Origin of the sequence: Falsiroseomonas stagni DSM 19981 (assembly GCF_900114315.1) — a bacterium.
Lineage (GTDB): Bacteria > Pseudomonadota > Alphaproteobacteria > Acetobacterales > Acetobacteraceae > Falsiroseomonas > Falsiroseomonas stagni.
This window is the reverse complement of record NZ_FOSQ01000010.1, coordinates 55,363-73,164: the sequence shown is the minus strand read 5'-3', so window position 1 is coordinate 73,164 and position 17,802 is coordinate 55,363. Positions and strand designations below refer to the sequence as shown.

Sequence of the window (17,802 nt, the reverse complement as noted above, 5' to 3'; positions counted from 1 at the left end):
GGAGCGGCGAAACGTCATCCCGCCCCGGAGTCGTCAGGCGTCTTCGCGCTTGCGCAAGGTGAAGCGGTAGACGCCCTTGTCCTCGGAGAATCCGACCAGCGCGTGCCCCGTCTCAGCCGCATAGGCTCGGAAATCCTTCACGCTCGCGGGGTCCGTCGCCAGCACGGTCAGCCGCGCCCCGGGGCCCAGGGATCGCAGGGCCTTGTTGGCCTTCAGCACGGGCAGCGGGCAGGTCAGCCCCTGCACATCCAGCAATGTCTCGCTCATCCCGTGATTCCACCACCTGCGCCCCGCCAGGGCAAGCGACCCGTTCTTGATTCGTCGCCACGTCACCGCCACCCTGGGTGGCATGACCTGGCGCATCGGCATCGACCTCGGCGGCACCAAGACGGAGATCGCGGCGCTTGACCCCGGCGGCGCCATCCGCCTGCGCCGCCGCGCCCCCACCCCAGCGGGCTACCAGGCCACCGTGGCCCAGATCGCTGCCATGGTCGCCGCCGCGGAGGCCGAGATCGGCCAGACCGCCACCATCGGCATCGGCATCCCCGGCAGCGAGAACCCGGTCACGGGCCTGATCCGCGGCGCCAATTCCACCTGCCTGAATGGCCAGCCGCTCGGCCGGGACCTCGCCACCGCCATCGGCCGCCCCGTCCGACTGGCGAATGACGCCAATTGCCTGGCGATGAGCGAGTTCCACGACCGCCCCGGATCGGGCTTCGCCGTCATCCTCGGCACCGGCGTCGGCGGCGGCCTGGTGGTGGAAGGGCGCCTCGTGCAGGGCCGCAACCGCGTGGCCGGCGAATGGGGCCACAACCCCCTGCCCTGGATGACGGCCGCGGAACACCCCGGCCCCGCCTGCTGGTGCGGCCAGCGCGGCTGCATCGAAAGCTTCCTCTGCGGCCCGGCACTCGCCGCCGATGCCGATGGCCCCGGCGCGCGGGACGCCAGTCCGCTGCCCGCCCGCGCCGCCGCCGGCGATGCCGCGGCCCGCGCCGCGCTGGACCGCCACGCGGACCGCCTGGCCCGGGCGCTGGCCGCCGTCATCAACCTGCTGGACCCGGAGGTGATCGTCCTCGGCGGCGGCCTGTCCAACATGGCGCATCTCTATGACGACCTGCCCCGCCTGATCCCCCGCCACGTCTTCTCCGACCTCTGCACCACGGCGATCGAACCCGCCCGCCATGGCGACAGTTCCGGCGTGCTCGGCGCCGCCAGGCTGTGGAACTGAGAGCTTGTGAATTAATGCCCGAAAGCGCCGGAATCCGAGGAAAAATCCCAATGATTTCAACGGGCATTAATGCTCAAGCTCGATTCTTTCACAGGCTCTGAGATGGCGGTCGCCGCCGGCTGTTTCTGGTTCGCGGTCATCTTCGCCCTCGGCTTCCTGCTCGGCCCGATCCGGGTCCTCTTCCTCGAACCCCGCCTCGGCCCCGCCGGCGCCGTGGCGGTGGAGGCCGTGCCCATGCTGGCCGCCATGATCGCCCTCGCCCCCTGGGTCGCCCGGCTGTTCGACGTGCCGGCCGCATGGCGCCCCCTGCTGGCCATGGGCGTCACCGGCCTGGTGCTGACCATGCTGGCGGAAACGCTCCTCGCCGCCCTGCTGCGTGGCCGCGGGATCGGCTTCTGGCTGGAACGGCTGGAGACGCCGGAGGGCTGGATCTACCTCCTCCTCCTCGCCGCCCTCGCCCTGATGCCCGCGCTGCGGGGCCGCGGCTGAGATGCCCTCCCTCTGCCGCGACTGCTTCTGGATGGCGGATGCCACCCGCCCGCCACCCTGCCCCGCCTGCGGGTCGCGCCGCCTGGTCGCGCATCCCGCGCTCTTCACCCTCTCCGTCGCGCATGTCGATTGCGACGCCTTCTATGCCAGCGTGGAGAAGCGGGACCGCCCCGACCTCGCCACCCGTCCCGTCATCATCGGCGGCGGCCGGCGCGGCGTGGTCTCCGCCGCCTGCTACGTCGCCCGGACCCGCGGCGTGCGCAGCGCCATGCCGATGTTCAAGGCGCTGGCCGCCTGCCCGGATGCCGTCGTCATCAAGCCCGACATGGCGAAATACGTGGCCGCCGCCCGCCAGGTGCGCGACCTCATGGAAAGCCTCACCCCCCTGGTCCAGCCGCTGTCGATCGATGAGGCGGTGCTGGACCTCTCGGGGACCGAGGCCCTGCACCGCGCGCCCCCCGCCGCCACCCTGGCCCGCTTCGCCCGGGAGGTGGAGCGCCAGGTCGGCATCACCGTCTCCATCGGCCTCGCCCCCAACCGCCTGCTGTCCAAACTCGCCGCCGAACGGGACAAGCCCCGCGGCTTCGCGGTGCTGGGGCAGGAGGAAGCGCGCGACTGGCTCGCCACCCAGCCCGTGACCCTGCTGCCCGGTGTCGGCCCCGCACTGGCCCGGCGATTGGAGGCTTCCGGCTTCACCCGACTGGGCCAGTTGGCGCTGCTCGACCCCCGCGACGCCGCGAAGCGCTTCGGGGAGGATGGCCCCGGCCTCGCCGCCCGCGCGCGCGGGGAGGATAACCGCCGCATCGACCCGGCGCGGGAGGCGAAGAGCATCTCCGCCGAGACGACCTTCGACACCGACCTGCGCGACCTGCCGGCGCTGGAGGCGCCGCTCTGGCGGCTCTGCGAAAAGCTCGGCCGGCGCCTGTCGGAGAAGGGGCTGGCGGCGGCGGGCGTGGTCCTCAAGCTCAAGACCGCGCAGTTCCAGACCCGCACCCGCAATGTCCGCCTGCCCCGGCCGACGAAGCTGCCGGAAACCCTCTTCGCCGCCGCGCAACCCCTGCTGGCGAAGGAGGCGACGGGAAGCGCCTTCCGCCTGATCGGCATCGGCGCCCAGCCCCTGGCCCCCGGGGACCAGGCGGATTTGCCGGACCTGGCCGACCCCGACGCCGCCCGCCGCACCGCCCGCTGGGCGGCGGTGGAGAAGCTGCGCGCCCGCTTCGGCGCGGATGCCATCGGCAGTGGGCGCGGGCTGCTGCCGGGCGGGAAGCCGCGGCGGGATTGATGCGTGCCGCAACCGGGGCGGCCCAAGGGCGGCCCCGGCTACGGCGATGCACAACAACCTCGATATTCCGCGCCCCCTCCGGCGCCATCCTCGCGCGCCTGTGATGCCGCGATGCCAATCGGTGCTGAGAAAATCGGGGCGCCAGCGGGCCGCGCTGGCCTCGCAACTCGACAGGCCCCAGCCTGTTCCAGCTTCCGTGATCAGAGCCGTTTCTCACCGCGCCCCCTCCCCCGCCAGCCCCATCGCCGTCGATCCCGGCAACCGCTTCGGCCGACTCATGGTGAGGGAGGAAGCCGAGCCCTATCTGTGGCGCGGCCGCTTCTCCCGCCGCCGCTGGACCTGCGACTGCGATTGCGGCGGCAGCGCCGTGGTGCGGGAGGACAGCCTGCTGTCCGGCCACACCACCAGTTGCGGCTGCTGGCGGGACGATGTGGTGCGGGACCGCGCCACGCGGCATGGCGCGCGGAAGGACGACCGGCGGCGGCCGGAATACCAGGCCTGGCAGACCATGCTGCATCGCAGCCAGGATGCCCCGGTCTGCGCCCGCTGGCGCGCCCCGGATGGCAAGGGCTTTCGGCAGTTCCTGGCCGATCTGGGCCGCCGGCCGACGCGCGCCCATCGGCTGGTGCGGCTGGACCCGTCCCGCCCCTTCGCCCCCGCCAATTGCCGCTGGGTGAAGAACCCGCCCCGCGCCGGCGTGCCCCGCCGCCTCATCACCGTGCGCGGCCGGCGGTTGACGCTGCGCGACGCGGCGGCGGAGGCCGGCATCGCCTACGCCACGCTGTGCAAGCGCCTGGAGCGCGGCTGGACCGTGAAGGCCGCCCTCACCCCCTGACCGCGCCGCCGTCGCGCAGATGTTCGATGATGCCGGAGAAGTCGCGCCCGGCCCCCCCCGCCTCCACGAAGGCGCGGTAGAGTTCCAGCGCCCGCGCGCCCACCGGCGTGGCGACCCCTCCCGCCTCCGCCGCCCCCACCGCGAGGCCGAGGTCCTTCAGCATCAACCCGGCCGAGAAGCCCGGCTGGTAGCCGCGATTGGCCGGGCTGCCCGGCACCGGGCCGGGCACGGGGCAATAGGTCGTCAGGCTCCAGGACTGGCCGGAGGATTTCGACGCCACGTCGAACAGCGCCTGGTGCGACAGGCCGAGGCTTTCCGCCAGCACGAAGGCCTCCGCCGTCACGATCATGGTGGCCGCCAGCATCATGTTGTTGCAGGCCTTGGCCGCCTGGCCGGCGCCCGCGCCCCCGCAATGGATCACGGCGCGCCCCATCTGCTTCAGGATCGGCTCGGCCTGGGCGAAGGCGGCATCCGCGCCCCCCACCATGAAGGTCAGCGTCGCCCCCTCCGCCCCCATCACCCCGCCGGAGACCGGCGCATCGAGGAAGGCGCGCCCGCACCCCTCCGCCACCGCCCGCGCGGTCGCGACATCGATGGTGGAGCAATCCACCAGCACGGCGTTTGGCGGGGAGGAAGCGGCGATCCCCCCCGCCCCCAGCACGGCATCCCGCACATGCTGGCCGGCGGGCAGCATGGTGATGACGAAGTCGGCGCCGGCCGCGGCCTCCGCCGCGCTGCCCGCCGCCCTAGCGCCGGGGACGGCCGCCATGGCGGCGGCGGAGAGGTCGAAGCACGCGACCGCATGCCCCGCCTTCACCAGGTTGCGCGCCATGGGCCCGCCCATGTTGCCGAGGCCGATGAATCCAATCCGGGCCATGCGCGGCGCCCTCCCGATGCGTTGGTGCAGGTGACTGTCCCACAGGGCGCGGCGGGGGGCCACGGGTGGGGGCGGGGAGCTAATCGCGGAGGAGGTTTGTTAGGAATATTTCCTTGCAATCCGGGCCGTTTCGTGCGATCGGTGGCTTGGTAGCTGCTGGTGCGCATCCCGGCCACCGCGGGGAGCCGGGGTTCAGGACTGACCCGCACGAGTCCCAAGGTGCCGCGACCCGATCGGTCTCGAGCACCTGTCTCGTTGCCATTCGTCTATTGTCACGAGGCGCTCAAGTGCCGCCATGGATAGGGCCGTGGGAGACACGCCATCCTGAATGCGCTCCGGATTGGGCGAAGGCCTAGGCAATGTGAGGCGCAACGACACAGCGTTCGAACGCTTTGGGAAATCTGAGAAGGGCGGGAACCAGACCTTCAATTTATGCGAGTGCTTGCGGCGTCGCGGCATGAGCGGCTACCGAGTCCGGCTGCGGCGCTGCTTCTCCCGCTCGTTGTCGCCGTGCTTCTGCATAAATTCTTCGCGCCGCTCGAGCAGCACCTTCCAGACGAAGTCCGGAAAGACCCATGGCCAGTGATCTTCATGGCCTGTCGACCCCTCCGACTGCACGAGCCCTTTCATCTGCAGGCTGCGGCCAGGATGGGAATGCACCCAGCCAAAAATGGTCTGGGAGCGTCTCTCTAGCGCCCGCCAGATGAAGCCAATTTCCTCTGGGGACAGGTGGTCGAGGCGCTCCAGCGCGATGCGCCTGCGCTCTGCTTCCTTCTCGCGCTCCTGCTCAGCTTGTTGATGCTCGGCCTTCTTGCGCCGCTCCTCCGCAGCCTTGGCTTCAGCCATGGCTTCGGCCTTCCGACGCTTCAGACGCTCCTCGGCCCCCCTTCGCCTCAAATATGCACGGACCTCGCGCACCGAGCCGTCCAGCAGCTTAGCGGCGCCAACGAACGCAAAGCCTAGCATCAGGGCACGCGCTAACCAGCGCCAGTCCGCCGGCATGCTATCGAGGACAAGGTAGATGGCCAGGGCAACGGCGCCGCAGACCAGCGCACTAACCTGCGAGAGGACCTTCTCTATCGCCGCGAAGAAACCGCCGTCCGGGAGCATGGTGAGATAGAGCCACAACCCGAGGCGGACGAGCAAGATTACGCTACGGAGACGAACGTCAACTTCGCGTCGCAAGCGGCCCCCTCGCGCCCACTCCCGATACGCGCCCGGGTTCCGCTCCTGCCGGACGACACCTCGCGCCGGTCGTCGCCGTGATGCTCGACCGACATTTCATCGCCTTCTCTAGTGGTAGCGGCGCGATCGACCTAAGGCCGCGAGGCCATCCCGGTCGAATGTACCGCCTCGATGACGGTACAGTCGTTGGGTATCGACCATTGACGTCCAGCGGCAGCCCATCGATCGACATCAACATCCCCGGCTTCACCGCCGTCCGAAAATTCCATTTTTGAGGCCGCCAACATGCCCACCATGAAGGAAGAGGTTTCTGGCTTCTGGGAATACGCCACGATCGACGACGTGACCTTTCCCAGCGTGCTGGACGCGTTGCGGGAGCTCACGGAGACGCCTCCTGGCCAGGACGACACCGAGCGCATGCTCCATTTCGTCGGTCTCATGCTCGACCAGGGCTTCATCGCCGTTTCCAGCCCCTACGCCGATCCCCCGGGTGAGCCTTGGTGCGACGGTGACCGCGACGCGGTGCTACGGCGCATCCGCCAGGAATGGGAGGCGCTGGACCATGAACCCACCTTCCTCGACCTCTGCTGGTTCCACCGACCCCGCGAAAACGGTGCTAAACGCGCATAATCGGCATAATCGGCTAAAGTCATCGTACTGACCCAAGCCCCGCCTTGGCGCCCGCCCCCGATCCGGGGGAGACTGCCCCATGCGCCGCCGCACCCTCCTCCTCGCCGCCCCCGCGCTCGCCCTCTCCCTGCCCGCGCGCGCCGCCGCGGCCACGCCCTTCGCCCTTGGTGTCGCCTCCGGCGATCCCGGCCCCACGGGCTTCGTGATCTGGACGCGGTTGATGCCCGCCCCCGGCGGCGCCCTGCCCGACCAGCCCGTGCCGGTCGACTGGGTGGTGGCGGAGGACGAGGCCTTCCGCCGCCCCGCGGCGCGCGGCCAGGCCATGGCCCGGCCCGATGAGGCCCATTCGATCCATGTCGAGGTCACGGGCCTGCGCCCTGGCGCCTGGTACCACTACCGCTTCACCGCCCTCGGCGAGGCTAGCCCCACCGGCCGCGCCCGCACCGCCCCCGCACCGGGCGCGGAGGACCCGCTCCACATCGCCGTCGCCAATTGCCAGCAATACGAACACGGCTTCTACGCCGCCCACCGCCACATCGCCGCCAGCAACCCGGACCTCGTCGCCTTCCTCGGCGACTACATCTACGAGGCCTCCTGGGGCCGGAACCTGGTCCGCAGCCATGCCAGCCCCACGGCGCGGACGCTGGAGGATTATCGCGCCCGCTACGCGCTCTATCGCAGCGACCCCGATTTGCAGGCCGCGCACGCCGCCTGCCCCTGGGTCGTCACTTGGGACGACCATGAGGTCTCCAACGACTATGGGGGCGAGATCGGGGAGCGCGAGCGCGGCGCGCCCTTCCTCGCCCGCCGCGCCGCCGCCTACCAGGCCTTCTGGGAACACATGCCGCTGCCGCGCTCCGCCAGGCCCGCCGGCGCCAGCGCCCGCATCCACCGCCGCATCGGCCTGGGATCGCTGGCGCAGATCCATCTGCTGGATGACCGGCAATACCGCCACCCCCAGGCCTGCCAGCCGCCCGACCGCGGCGGCGCCACCCGCGTCACCTTCGACCAATGCGCCGAACTGGCCGACCCCGCCCGCAGCATCCTGGGCGCGGAGCAGGAAGCCTGGCTCACCGATGGCCTGGCGCGGGAATCCGTCCGCTGGACGCTGATCGCGCAGCAGACCCGCATGGCCCGCCTCGGCGGCCGCCAGGCGCCGCCGGTCTACTGGACCGATGGGTGGGACGGCTACCAGCCCGCCCGCGCCCGCCTGCTGTCGCAACTGGCCGCGCGGCGGCGGGACCAGGGCACGCCGCTGGTCCTCGGCGGCGACATCCACGCCTTCCTGGCGGCCGAGCTCCGCCCGGATTTCGACCGGCCGGAGACACCGGCCTGCGCCGTCGAATTCGTCGCCACCTCCATCACCAGCCAGAACAACGCCCGCTATGCCCTGCCCTTCCCCAACGATCCGCACATCACCTACGCCGATGCCTCCCGCCGCGGCTGGCTCTCGCTGCGGCTGACGCAGCGGGACGCGGTGGCGACGATGATGGCGCTGGACAACCCGCTCGATGCCACAAGCGGCGCCTCGCCCCTTGCGCGCTTCGCCGTGGCGCAGGGCATGCCGAGGCTGGAGACCGCATGATTTTCGCCCGCTCCCGCCGCTTCGTCTTCATTCACCTTCACAAGACCGGCGGCACCAGCTTCGAACAGGGCTATGAGCCCTTCGCCCGCTGGGACGACCTGATCCTCGGCTCCACGCCGCATGGGGAGCAGGCGAGCACCTACTTCCAGCGCCGCTTCGGCCTCTACAAGCATTCCGGGCTCGATGAGATCGAGGCGGCCGTGGGGGCGGACGCGCTGGAGGGCATGCGCATCCTGGCCTTCGTCCGCCACCCCAGGGCGCGCATCGCCAGCCTCTACAATTTCGTGGGCGGCATCGTGCTGGGCTGGGCGGAGAAGCACGGCATGACCCTGCCCGCGATCCGCGCCGACTGGGCGACGCTCTCCGCTCAGCACGGGCAGTTGCGCTGGCCGGCCTCCCGCGCCTTCATCGAAAGCGACGATTTCGGCGGCTTCATCCGCAACCGGCACCTGCACTACGACGCCGCCTTCCGGTCCCAGGCCGCCAAGACCCGGACGGCAACCCTGGCGGCGGAACCGCTGCGGATCGAGGACATGGCCGGCAGCACCATCCTGCAGGACCTGGTGGACCCGGCCTTCGTCCTCCCCCACGCCAACCGCAGCCACCGCATCCTGATGCGGTCCGCCGACATCACCGCGGCCGATGCCGCCTTCCTGGCCGATCACTTTCGCGAGGACATGCAGGCCTTCGGCTACGATTGAGGCGCCCCGTCACAGGCGGACACAGGGGCGACACATTCGCGCCACGCGCGGCCGTCAAAGCACCCATGGGCGCCCCGCGCAGGAAGCGTGGTGACAGGGCCGCCCGCCCTCGCCTACAGGAACACCGCCATGCCGGGACCCAGACACCTCCTCCTCCTGCTCGCCCCGCTCGCGCTCGCCGCGTGCCGGCCGAGCTATTCGGCGGATGACTACGCCACGCGCGCGGTGCAGCAGATGAACCGCGTCGAACAGGCCGTCATCATCGGGGTGCGCCGCGTGACCGTGACGGCCGAGGGCAGCACCGGCGCCGCGACCGGCGGCGCGGCGGGCGGCATCCTCGGATCCCAGGCCCCGGGCGGGAACATGGCCAGCGCCATCGGCGCGGTCGGCGGCGCGCTGGTCGGCGGGCTGCTCGGCGCCGCCACGGAACGGGTGGCGGGGGACACCACCGCCTTCGAATACATCGCCCGCAAGGACAATGGCGACCTCTTCACCGTCACGCAGCGGGACCCAACCCCACTGGCGATCGGCCAGCGCGTGCTGATGATCGGTGGCAACCAGGCCCGCATCGTGCCCGACTACACCGCCGCGCCAACGCCCCCGCCGGCCAACCCGCCCGCCCAGGCGGAGGCCCCACCCGCCGCCCAAGCCCCGGCGCCCGAACCACCGGCGCCCGAACCACCGGCCGCCGAGGCTCCACGCCCGCCGGCCGAACCCATCCTGTAGCCCCCGCCCGGGTTGTCCCTTCTGGCACGCGCCTTGCGCCGTGCCGGGCATGAAGCGCCTCCTCCTCTCCCTCCTGCTCCTCGCCCTACCCACACCAGCCACGGCCGAGCCCGGCCGCCTCTGCCGCGGCGCGATCCAGGCGGCGGAACGGGCTTCCGGCATCCCGGCCCATCTGCTCAGCGCCATCGGGCGCGTCGAATCCGGCCGGCGAGACCCCGAAACCGGCGCCTTCCACCCCTGGCCCTGGACCATCAACGCCGAGGGCCGCGGGCAATTCTTCACCACCAAGGCGGCAGCGATTGCCGAGGTGCAGGCACTCCAGGCCCGGGGCGTGCGCTCCATCGATGTCGGCTGCATGCAGGTGAACCTGCGCCACCACCCCAACGCCTTCGCCAGCCTGGACGAAGCCTTCGACCCCACCGCCAACGCGAACTACGCCGCCCGCTTCCTGACGGAACTGCAAGCCGCGCGCGGGGGCGACTGGCAGCGCGCCGCCGCCGCCTACCACAGCCAGACCCCGGAATTCGCCGAACCCTACCGCGCCCGCGTCCTCGCCGCCTGGGCGACCGAACAGGGCAACCCCCACCCGCCCGTCGCCGCCCCCGCCACCACCGCGGCAACCGTCGCCCAACCCGGCGGCGGCGGCGCCTTCCTCTCCAACAACGCCGACCGCGCCACGACCATCGCCAACACCGGCAGCCCCGGCCGCAGCCTCGACGCCTACCGCGGCATGCCGGTCCCCATCGCCAGCCGGACCCCGGCCCGGCTGGCGCTCATCGGGCGGTAGCGCGGGTGGCCCGGGGAAGGGACGCAGTCCCTTCCCCGATACCCCTACCCTGCCAAGGGCCAGCGGGCCCTTGGGAACCCATGAGATCGGGGGATGGAGGGAGGGGCACGGCGCCACCGCTTGTTCGGCGCGCGTGCCATGCCCCTCCCTCCATCCCCCGATAACCTCGCGGTCCAGGGGGCCGTTGCCCCCTGGCGCGGGAGAGGTCCGGAGAGGGGCGCGCAGCCCCTCTCCGGGACAAACCCGCGCTACCCGTCGATGTTCGTCGCCGAGCGGGGGCGGGCGGCCTGGTTCCAGGCCTGGCGGATGGCTTCGGCCACGGCGATGGGGTCGGGCACGCCGCGCAGGGTGTGTCGTTCCTCGGTGCGGCCTTCGGTCGCCTTGATGATGACGTCGCCGATGCCGAGCAGGCGGTGCCAGAGGGGTTGGGTGGTGACCACGTCGCGGATGCGGAAGACCTCGACGTCGTCGCGCACCTTGGTCAGGAACCCGCTTTCGATGATGACGCGTTCGGTCGTCACCTGGATGCGCTGGCGGCCCAGGAAGGGCAGGCCCAGGCAGAGGATGGCGATGCTGCCGCGGACCAGGCCGTAGGACCGCTTGGTTTCGCGCGTGACGAGGATGTCGGTCTCGGCCATGGGACTCTCCGTTGTGGCGGCGAATCTAGGGGCGCGTCAGGCTCGCAGCCAGTCCCGCATGGCGGCGATGACGGCCTCCGGTTCCTCCATCGTCGGCAGGTGGCCGGCTTCGGGGATGCGGGCGAGGGTGGCGCCCGGGATGCCGGCGGCGATCTCCTCGGCCAGGTGGGGCGGTGTCAGCGCGTCGTGCTCGCCCACCACGACCAGGGTGGGCACGGCAATGCGGGCCAGGTCGGGCCGGCTGTCGGGCCGCTTGAGGATGGCGCGCTGCTGCCGGTGGAAGGCCGAGCGGCCGACACGTTCCGCCATCGCGGTCACCTCGGCGCCGAGCGGCGTAGCCAGGTTGCGGGGCGCCAGCAGGGTCGGCAGCAGGCGGGGCGTCACGCCGCGGAACATGCCGGATTCCGACAGGGCCAGGAGGGCGCGCCGGCGGCGGGATTGCTCCTGCGTGTCCGGCCGGGCGGAGGTGTCCATCAGCGCCAGGCGCGCCACGCGGCCCGGCGCCTGGCGCATGATCTCCAGCGCCACGTAGCCGCCCATCGACAGCCCGGCGATGGCCAGGCCGGTCGTCTCCCCGACGGCGGCCAGGGCACGGCCCGCCATGGCGGGCAGGGTGTCGTCATGCGTCAGATCGGCCACGACGCAGCGCCATGCGGGGGCGAAGGCGGCGACCTGGTCGCGCCACAGCCGGGTGTCGCAGAGCAGCCCGGGCAGGAGCAGGAGGGTGGGCCTGTCGGTCATGCCGCGGGCTCTATGGCGGCCGCCCCGCGCGGGCAAGCCGTCTTGCCTTGATTTCCGCGCGTTTCCGGCGCATATGGCGTCGGTCCCGCCCGGTCCCGCCTTCCGCGCCCTTTGGCGCCAGCGGGGCATCCCCACCCGAAGAGGCGCCTCGGTTTCCAACCGCGGCGCGCCAAGGTGTCGGGCAGGCCCGAGGCAGACAGAGAACCAATCACGTTGAGCGATCACAGCGACGCGACCGTAACGGGCGCGGCCGATCCCGAGCACAAGAACGACGCCCCGGCGATGCCGGCGGCAACGCTGTTGGCGGAGCCCCAGGCGCCCGCCGAACCGGCGGCGGCCCCGGCTGAGCCGGGGCCGGTGACCGCCGAGGCCGCGGTCAGCGAGGCCGAGGCTGTCGGCGACGACGACAGCCGCGACGACGACCGGGACGAGGACGATCGCGACGACGACGACCGCGACGACGACGATCGCGATGACGAAGACGACCGGGACGATGATGACCGGGACGATGATGACCGCGACGGCGACGACACGCGCAGCGATGCCGAGCGCGCCTATGACGAGCAGGAGCCGGACGAGCCCGCCCGGACCACCTTCGCCGATCTCGGCCTGTCGGAGCCCATCCTCCGCGCGGTGACGGAAACCGGCTACCTGCACCCCACGCCGATCCAGGAATTCGCCATCCCCATCGTGCTGATGGGCCGCGACGTGCTGGGCTGCGCGCAGACCGGCACGGGCAAGACCGCCGGCTTCACGCTGCCGATGCTCGACATCCTGGCGGGGTCCCGGGCCAAGGCGCGCATGCCGCGCAGCCTGATCCTGGAGCCGACGCGCGAACTGGCGCTCCAGGTCGCCGAGAACTTCGTCAAGTACGGCAAGCACCTGAACCTCACGCACGCGCTGCTCATCGGCGGCGAGAGCATGAACGAACAGCGCGACGTGCTCGACAAGGGCGTGGACGTGCTGATAGCGACGCCGGGCCGGCTGCTGGACCTGTTCGATCGCGGCCGCATCCTGCTGGCGGATTGCAAGGTCCTCGTCATCGACGAGGCCGACCGCATGCTGGACATGGGCTTCATCCCGGATGTGGAGCGGATCGTCTCCCTCCTCCCGCGGATGCGCCAGACGCTGTTCTTCAGCGCCACCATGGCCCCCGAGATCCGCCGCCTGGCCGATGCCTTCCTGCAGAATCCGAAGGAGATCTCGGTCAGCGCCCCCGCGACCGTCGCGACCACCATCACGACCGGCCTGGTCTGGGTGCGCGACATGGACAAGCGGGAAGCGCTGCGCCGCCTGCTGCGCCGGGAAGCCGTGCAGAACGCGCTGATCTTCTGCAACCGCAAGATCGACGTGGACATCCTCTACAAGTCGCTGAAGCGCCACGGCTTCTCCGTCGGCGCGCTACATGGCGACCTGGAACAGTCGGTCCGCTTCGCCACGCTGAACAAGTTCAAGGCGAATGAACTGCAGTTGCTGGTGTGCAGCGATGTGGCGGCGCGCGGGCTCGACATCGGCGGGCTCAGCCACGTCTTCAACTTCGACGTGCCCTTCCATGCGGAGGACTATGTCCACCGCATCGGCCGCACCGGCCGCGCCGGGCGCCAGGGCCATGCCTATTCGCTGGCGGCGCCCGAGGATGCACGCTCCGTCGCCGCGATCGAGAAGCTGACGGGCAAGCCGATCCCCCGCATGGAGATCGACGGGCTCGACCCCGTCTCCGCCGAGGAGATCGCGGAAGGCGCCAAGGCCAAGCGCGGCCGTGGCGGCCGCCCGATGGCCGGTGGCCGCGATGGCGGCCGCGGCGGGCGTGATGGCGGGCGTGACGGCGCGCGGCCCGGCCGCGATGGTGGCCGTGACCGTGGCCGGGATCGGGGTGGCCGCGATCACGATCGCGGGCGCCGCCCGCCGGTCGAGACCATCGAGACGGCGGCGGATGACGTGCCGCTGCGCGAGGCCCGCCCGCCGCGCGGCCCGCGGCGTGACGAGGCGCCGCGGGACGAGGCGCCCCGCGACCTGCCGTCGCGCGACGTGGCGTCGCGCGACCGGGCCCCGCGGGAGGGTGGCCGCCGCGACGATCGCGGCCCGCGCCGCGATGGCCGCCCATCCCGCGACCTGCCGCCGCGGGAGGAGATGCAGAGCTACGCCGCGCGGCGCGAGGAATTCCGCCGCGAGCGGAAGGAGGACCGGGAAGCCGGCCCCTCCCCCCGCGGTTTCGGCGATGCCGTGCCCGCCTTCATGCTGCTCCCCCTGCCCCGTCCGAAGCGGGATAGCGGGCCGGAGACTGATCCGAGCCAGGACGCGGAAGCGGCCTGATCCCTCGAAGGGGGCGCCCAGGCGCCCCCTTGCCGCTTCCGCCTTTCCGCACCGGTTTTTTGCAGCGCTGCGCTGGTTGCCGGATGGCGATACGCGCGCCAGATTGCGGCCCAGCGTAGAGCGAATACCAGCCGAGGCCCGCCCACCCGCAGGCGCCAGGAGAAAGCCATGAACGTCGTCACCCCCGTGAAGAAGTCCAGCACCGCCCCCTTCACCTGGGACGACCCGCTGCTGCTGGATGAGGTGCTGACCGAGGATGAGCGGATGATCCGCGACGCGGCCCGCCAGTTCTGCCAGGAGAAGCTGCAGCCCCGCGTCCTGATGGCCTTCCGGAACGAGAGCTTCGACCGGGAGATCATGAACGAGTTCGGCGAGATGGGCTTCCTGGGCGCGACCCTCGATGGCTATGGCTGCGCCGGCGTCTCCTACGTCGCCTATGGCCTCATGGCCCGGGAGGTGGAGCGCGTGGATAGCGGCTATCGCAGCGCCTTCTCCGTCCAGTCCTCCCTCGTGATGTTCCCGATCCACGCCTATGGGTCGGAGGAGCAGAAGCAGAAGTTCCTGCCGAAGCTGCGCACCGGCGAATGGGTCGGCTGCTTCGGCCTGACGGAGCCCGATGCGGGGTCCGACCCTTCCTCCATGCGCACCCGCGCGAAGAAGGTGGATGGGGGCTACCTCGTCTCCGGCTCCAAGACCTGGATCACCAACTCCCCCATCGCCGATGTCGCGGTGGTCTGGGCGAAGGATGATGAGGGGATCCTGCGCGGCTTCCTGCTGGAACGCGGCATGAAGGGCCTGACCTTCCCGAAGATCGAGGGCAAGTTCTCGCTCCGCGCCTCCGTCACCGGCATGATCATGATGGATGAGGTGTTCGTGCCGGAGGAGAACCGCCTGCCCGGCGTGAAGTCCCTCGCCGCGCCCTTCTCCTGCCTCAACCGCGCGCGCTACGGCATCGCCTGGGGCTCCATGGGGGCCGCCGAGTTCTGCTGGCACGCCGCGCGCGACTACACGATGGGCCGCAAGATGTTCGGCCGCCCGCTGGCGCAGACCCAACTGGTGCAGAAGAAGCTGGCGGACATGCAGACGGAGATCACGCTCGGCCTGCATGCCGTGCTGCGCGTCGGCCGCCTGTTCGACGAACACAAGGCGGCGCCGGAGATGATCAGCCTGGTGAAGCGCAACAATTGCGGCAAGGCGCTCGATATCGCCCGCGTCGCGCGTGACATGCATGGCGGCAACGGCATCGTCGACGAGTATCACGTGATCCGCCACATGGTGAACCTGGAGACGGTGAACACCTATGAGGGCACGCATGACGTCCATGCGCTGATCCTCGGCCGCGCCCAGACCGGCCTCAACGCCTTCGGCGGCTGAGCAAGCGCCCCGGCGTCGGGGCTAGGATGACCCAGTGCCCGACGCCGCTTCAGTCACCCAGCGCCTGACCATCGCCCGCCTCGGCTCCGGGGGCGATGGCGTGGCGGACACGCCGCAGGGGCCCGTCTTCATCGCGGGCACCCTGCCCGGCGAAACCGTGCTGGCCGACATCACCGGCCGCCGTGGCGAAGGCATCGCCGCGGCCCTGGCCGGCGTCGAGACGCCAAGCCCCGACCGTGCCACGCCCCCCTGCCCGCATTTCCTGGTGGAATGCGGCGCCTGCGCCCTGCAGCACATGGCCATGCCCGCCTACCACGCCTGGAAGCGCGGGCGACTGGTGGAGGCGATGCAGCGCGCGGGCATGGCGGTGGAGGTCGCGCCTTTGGTCGCGGCGCCGCCCGGCACGCGCCGCCGGGCCGACCTGGCGCTGAAGCGCGTGCCGCATGGCGTGGCGCTGGGCTTCCACCAGCGCGGCTCCGCCGCCATCGCGGACCTCTCGACCTGCCATGTGCTGGACCCGCGCCTGGTGTCGCTGTTCCGGCCGCTGCGGGAGGTGCTGAAGAGGCTCGGCGCGCTGAAGCGCGAAGGCTCCGCCGTGCTGAACCTGCTGGATAGCGGGCCCGATCTGCTGCTGCGGACGGACGGGCCGCTGGATTCCGCGCAGCGCGCCATCCTGGCGGCCTTCGGCATCGCGCATGGCATTCCGCGCATCGCCTGGGCGCTGGGCGATGGCGTGCTGGAGACGGCGGCGCAATCCGCCCCCGTGAAGCTGGTGCTGGCGGGTGTCGCCGTGGCGCCGCCGCCGGGTGCCTTCCTGCAGGCGGCGCCGGAGGGCGAGGCCGCGATCGTCGCCGCGGTGCGCGCCGCGCTGCCGCGCAAACTGGCGCCACGGGCGCGGATTGCGGACCTTTATGCGGGCATCGGCACGCTGTCCTTCCCGCTCGGCACCACGCATCGCGTCGCGGCCTATGAGGGTGAGGCCGGCGCGGTGGCCGCGCTGGACGCCGCCGCGCGCAAGGCGGGCGGGCGGGTGGAGGCCATCAAGCGGGACCTGGCCTATCGCCCGCTGCTGCCAGCGGAGCTCGATGCCTTCGGCGCGGTAGTGCTGGACCCGCCCTATAGCGGCGCGGTGGAGCAGGTGGCGCAGATCGCGCGCAGCAAGGTCCGGCACGCCATCTATGTCTCCTGCAACCCGGTCGCGCTGGCGCGGGATGCGGCGGTGCTGGGCAAGGCGGGGTTCAAGGCGGTGTCGGCGGTGCCGGTCGACCAGTTCCCGTGGTCCCCCCATCTCGAATCGGTTGTCGCCTTCGCGCGCTGAAAAGCGTCCCGTCCGGTGAAAGAAGCTTGCGTTGGGGGCACCCTTGGGGGTTGCATCCCGCGCCTGCCGCCCAACGTCGCGGCGAGCCAACCGTCCCGGAGGGAAGAAGCATGATCCGCAGGTCCTTGTTCATGGGGGCGGCCGCTGCCCTTGCTGCGCCCGCGCTGCTGCGGGCCGGCCCCGCTTTCGCCCAGGCTGCCGCGCCCGCGCCGCTTGCCCAGGCGCCGGGCTTCTTCCGCTTCCGTCTGGGGTCGCTGACAGTGACCATGCTGCATGATGGCAGCCGCGCCATCCCGCTGAATGCGGGCTTCGTGCGCAATGCCTCGCTGGAAGACGTGCAGCGCGTGCTGGCGGAAAGCTTCCTGCCCACCGACACCTTCCGCATCCCCTTCACACTGACCTGCGTGGAGACACCGAACGGGCTGGTGCTGTTCGATACCGGCAACGGCCCCTCCGGCCCCAACGCCCCGGTCGGGCTGCTGGTGCAGAACATGCGCGCCGCGGGCCTCGACCCGGCCCGGGTCACGACGGTGGTGTTCAGCCACTTCCATGGCGACCACATCAGCGGCCTCCTGAACGCCGACGGCACCGCCGCCTTCCCGAATGCGGAACTCGTCGTGCCGGCGCCGGAATGGGCCTGGTGGACCGATGCGGGGAATGAGAGCCGCAGCCCCGAATTCCAGCGCGCCACCTTCGCCAACACCGCTCGCCGCTTCGCGCCCTACCAGGGCAAGGTCCGGCAGGTGGCGCCGGGGGCGGAGGTGATGCCCGGCATCACCAGCATCGCCGCGCATGGCCATACGCCGGGCCACACGATCTACCGGGTCTCCAGCGGGAACGAGCAGCTGGTCTTCCTGGCGGACATCACCAACCGGCCGGAGGTCTTCGCCCGCCGCCCCGATTTCCACCTGGTCTTCGACTTCGACGCGCAGGCGGCGGAGGCGACGCGCCGGCGGGTCTTCGACATGGTGTCCACGGACCGCATCCGGGTCACCGGCTACCACTTCCCCTTCCCCTCCACGGGTTTCATGGCGAAGGACGGCAATGGCTACCGCTTCGTGCCGTCCGACTGGGCGGCGGCGGGCTGAGGAGA

Annotated in this window: 18 protein-coding genes; 13 read left to right on the top strand and 5 right to left on the bottom strand. The window is 71.4% G+C overall.

All coding sequences use genetic code 11. The annotated features are described in order from the left end of the window. Positions 1–33: 33 nt before the first annotated feature. Positions 34–267: a sulfurtransferase TusA family protein gene (locus BM041_RS21530; RefSeq protein WP_092961970.1), complete on the bottom strand. Its 234-nt coding sequence runs from the start codon at positions 265–267 to the stop codon at positions 34–36. Positions 268–349: 82 nt separating this feature from the next. On the opposite strand from BM041_RS21530, the gene BM041_RS21525 reads away from it, so the two are divergent. From BM041_RS21525 to BM041_RS21510, 4 genes are all read left to right on the top strand, one after another. Beyond that, the gene (locus tag BM041_RS21525) at positions 350–1,228 is read left to right on the top strand and encodes an ROK family protein (RefSeq protein WP_092961969.1); all 879 of its coding nucleotides are present in this window, start codon (positions 350–352) and stop codon (positions 1,226–1,228) included. A gap of 102 nt (positions 1,229–1,330) precedes the next feature. Continuing rightward, positions 1,331–1,717, top strand: a complete 387-nt coding sequence (locus BM041_RS21520; protein WP_139226133.1) for a hypothetical protein — start codon at positions 1,331–1,333, stop codon at positions 1,715–1,717. A gap of 1 nt (position 1,718) precedes the next feature. After that, entirely contained in the window at positions 1,719–2,999 is a 1,281-nt protein-coding gene (locus BM041_RS21515; protein ID WP_092961967.1) for a DNA polymerase IV, read from the top strand. A 196-nt stretch (positions 3,000–3,195) separates the two neighbouring features. Further along, entirely contained in the window at positions 3,196–3,834 is a 639-nt protein-coding gene (locus BM041_RS21510) for a hypothetical protein (RefSeq protein ID WP_139226132.1), read from the top strand. Here BM041_RS21510 and mmsB read toward each other — a convergent pair. Both mmsB and BM041_RS21500 read right to left on the bottom strand, forming a co-directional pair. After that, complete coding sequence (gene mmsB, locus BM041_RS21505) at positions 3,824–4,711, bottom strand: 3-hydroxyisobutyrate dehydrogenase (protein ID WP_092961965.1); 888 nt, start codon at positions 4,709–4,711, stop codon at positions 3,824–3,826. The two genes, BM041_RS21510 and mmsB, sit on opposite strands and share 11 nt — an antisense overlap. A 465-nt stretch (positions 4,712–5,176) precedes the next feature. Beyond that, complete coding sequence (locus BM041_RS21500) at positions 5,177–5,857, bottom strand: hypothetical protein (RefSeq protein ID WP_092961964.1); 681 nt, start codon at positions 5,855–5,857, stop codon at positions 5,177–5,179. Positions 5,858–6,190: 333 nt separating this feature from the next. Between BM041_RS21500 and BM041_RS21495 the strand changes: the two genes are divergently transcribed. The 5 genes from BM041_RS21495 (at position 6,191) to BM041_RS21475 (ending at position 10,325) form a co-directional block, all read left to right on the top strand. Continuing rightward, entirely contained in the window at positions 6,191–6,526 is a 336-nt protein-coding gene (locus BM041_RS21495) for a hypothetical protein (RefSeq protein WP_217648796.1), read from the top strand. A 79-nt stretch (positions 6,527–6,605) separates the two neighbouring features. Continuing rightward, positions 6,606–8,111: an alkaline phosphatase D family protein gene (locus BM041_RS21490; RefSeq protein ID WP_092961962.1), complete on the top strand. Its 1,506-nt coding sequence runs from the start codon at positions 6,606–6,608 to the stop codon at positions 8,109–8,111. Continuing rightward, entirely contained in the window at positions 8,108–8,812 is a 705-nt protein-coding gene (locus tag BM041_RS21485) for a hypothetical protein (RefSeq protein WP_092961961.1), read from the top strand. The genes BM041_RS21490 and BM041_RS21485 overlap by 4 nt, the downstream gene beginning before the upstream one ends. Before the next feature lie 129 nt (positions 8,813–8,941). Continuing rightward, positions 8,942–9,538 carry an outer membrane lipoprotein gene (locus BM041_RS21480; RefSeq protein ID WP_092961960.1) on the top strand — a complete coding sequence of 199 codons (597 nt, stop codon included), beginning with the start codon at positions 8,942–8,944 and terminating at the stop codon, positions 9,536–9,538. 49 nt (positions 9,539–9,587) lie between these two features. After that, on the top strand, positions 9,588–10,325 hold the full coding sequence (locus tag BM041_RS21475; protein ID WP_092961959.1) for a transglycosylase SLT domain-containing protein: 738 nt from the start codon (positions 9,588–9,590) through the stop codon (positions 10,323–10,325). A 248-nt stretch (positions 10,326–10,573) separates the two neighbouring features. Here BM041_RS21475 and BM041_RS21470 read toward each other — a convergent pair whose 3' ends face one another. Both BM041_RS21470 and BM041_RS21465 read right to left on the bottom strand, forming a co-directional pair. Then, a complete protein-coding gene (locus tag BM041_RS21470) occupies positions 10,574–10,963 on the bottom strand; it encodes a PH domain-containing protein (RefSeq protein ID WP_092961958.1) in 390 nt (129 codons plus the stop codon). 36 nt (positions 10,964–10,999) lie between these two features. Then, positions 11,000–11,704: an alpha/beta fold hydrolase gene (locus BM041_RS21465; protein ID WP_092961957.1), complete on the bottom strand. Its 705-nt coding sequence runs from the start codon at positions 11,702–11,704 to the stop codon at positions 11,000–11,002. 213 nt (positions 11,705–11,917) lie between these two features. On the opposite strand from BM041_RS21465, the gene BM041_RS21460 reads away from it, so the two are divergent. From BM041_RS21460 to BM041_RS21445, 4 genes are all read left to right on the top strand, one after another. Then, positions 11,918–14,017: a DEAD/DEAH box helicase gene (locus tag BM041_RS21460; RefSeq protein WP_245762212.1), complete on the top strand. Its 2,100-nt coding sequence runs from the start codon at positions 11,918–11,920 to the stop codon at positions 14,015–14,017. Positions 14,018–14,185: 168 nt separating this feature from the next. Beyond that, positions 14,186–15,391: an acyl-CoA dehydrogenase gene (locus tag BM041_RS21455; RefSeq protein WP_092961955.1), complete on the top strand. Its 1,206-nt coding sequence runs from the start codon at positions 14,186–14,188 to the stop codon at positions 15,389–15,391. Between the two features lie 34 nt (positions 15,392–15,425). Next, a complete protein-coding gene (locus BM041_RS21450; protein WP_245762211.1) occupies positions 15,426–16,709 on the top strand; it encodes a class I SAM-dependent RNA methyltransferase in 1,284 nt (427 codons plus the stop codon). A 110-nt stretch (positions 16,710–16,819) separates the two neighbouring features. Next, positions 16,820–17,797 carry an MBL fold metallo-hydrolase gene (locus BM041_RS21445; RefSeq protein WP_092961954.1) on the top strand — a complete coding sequence of 326 codons (978 nt, stop codon included), beginning with the start codon at positions 16,820–16,822 and terminating at the stop codon, positions 17,795–17,797. The last annotated feature ends 5 nt before the right edge of the window (positions 17,798–17,802 follow it).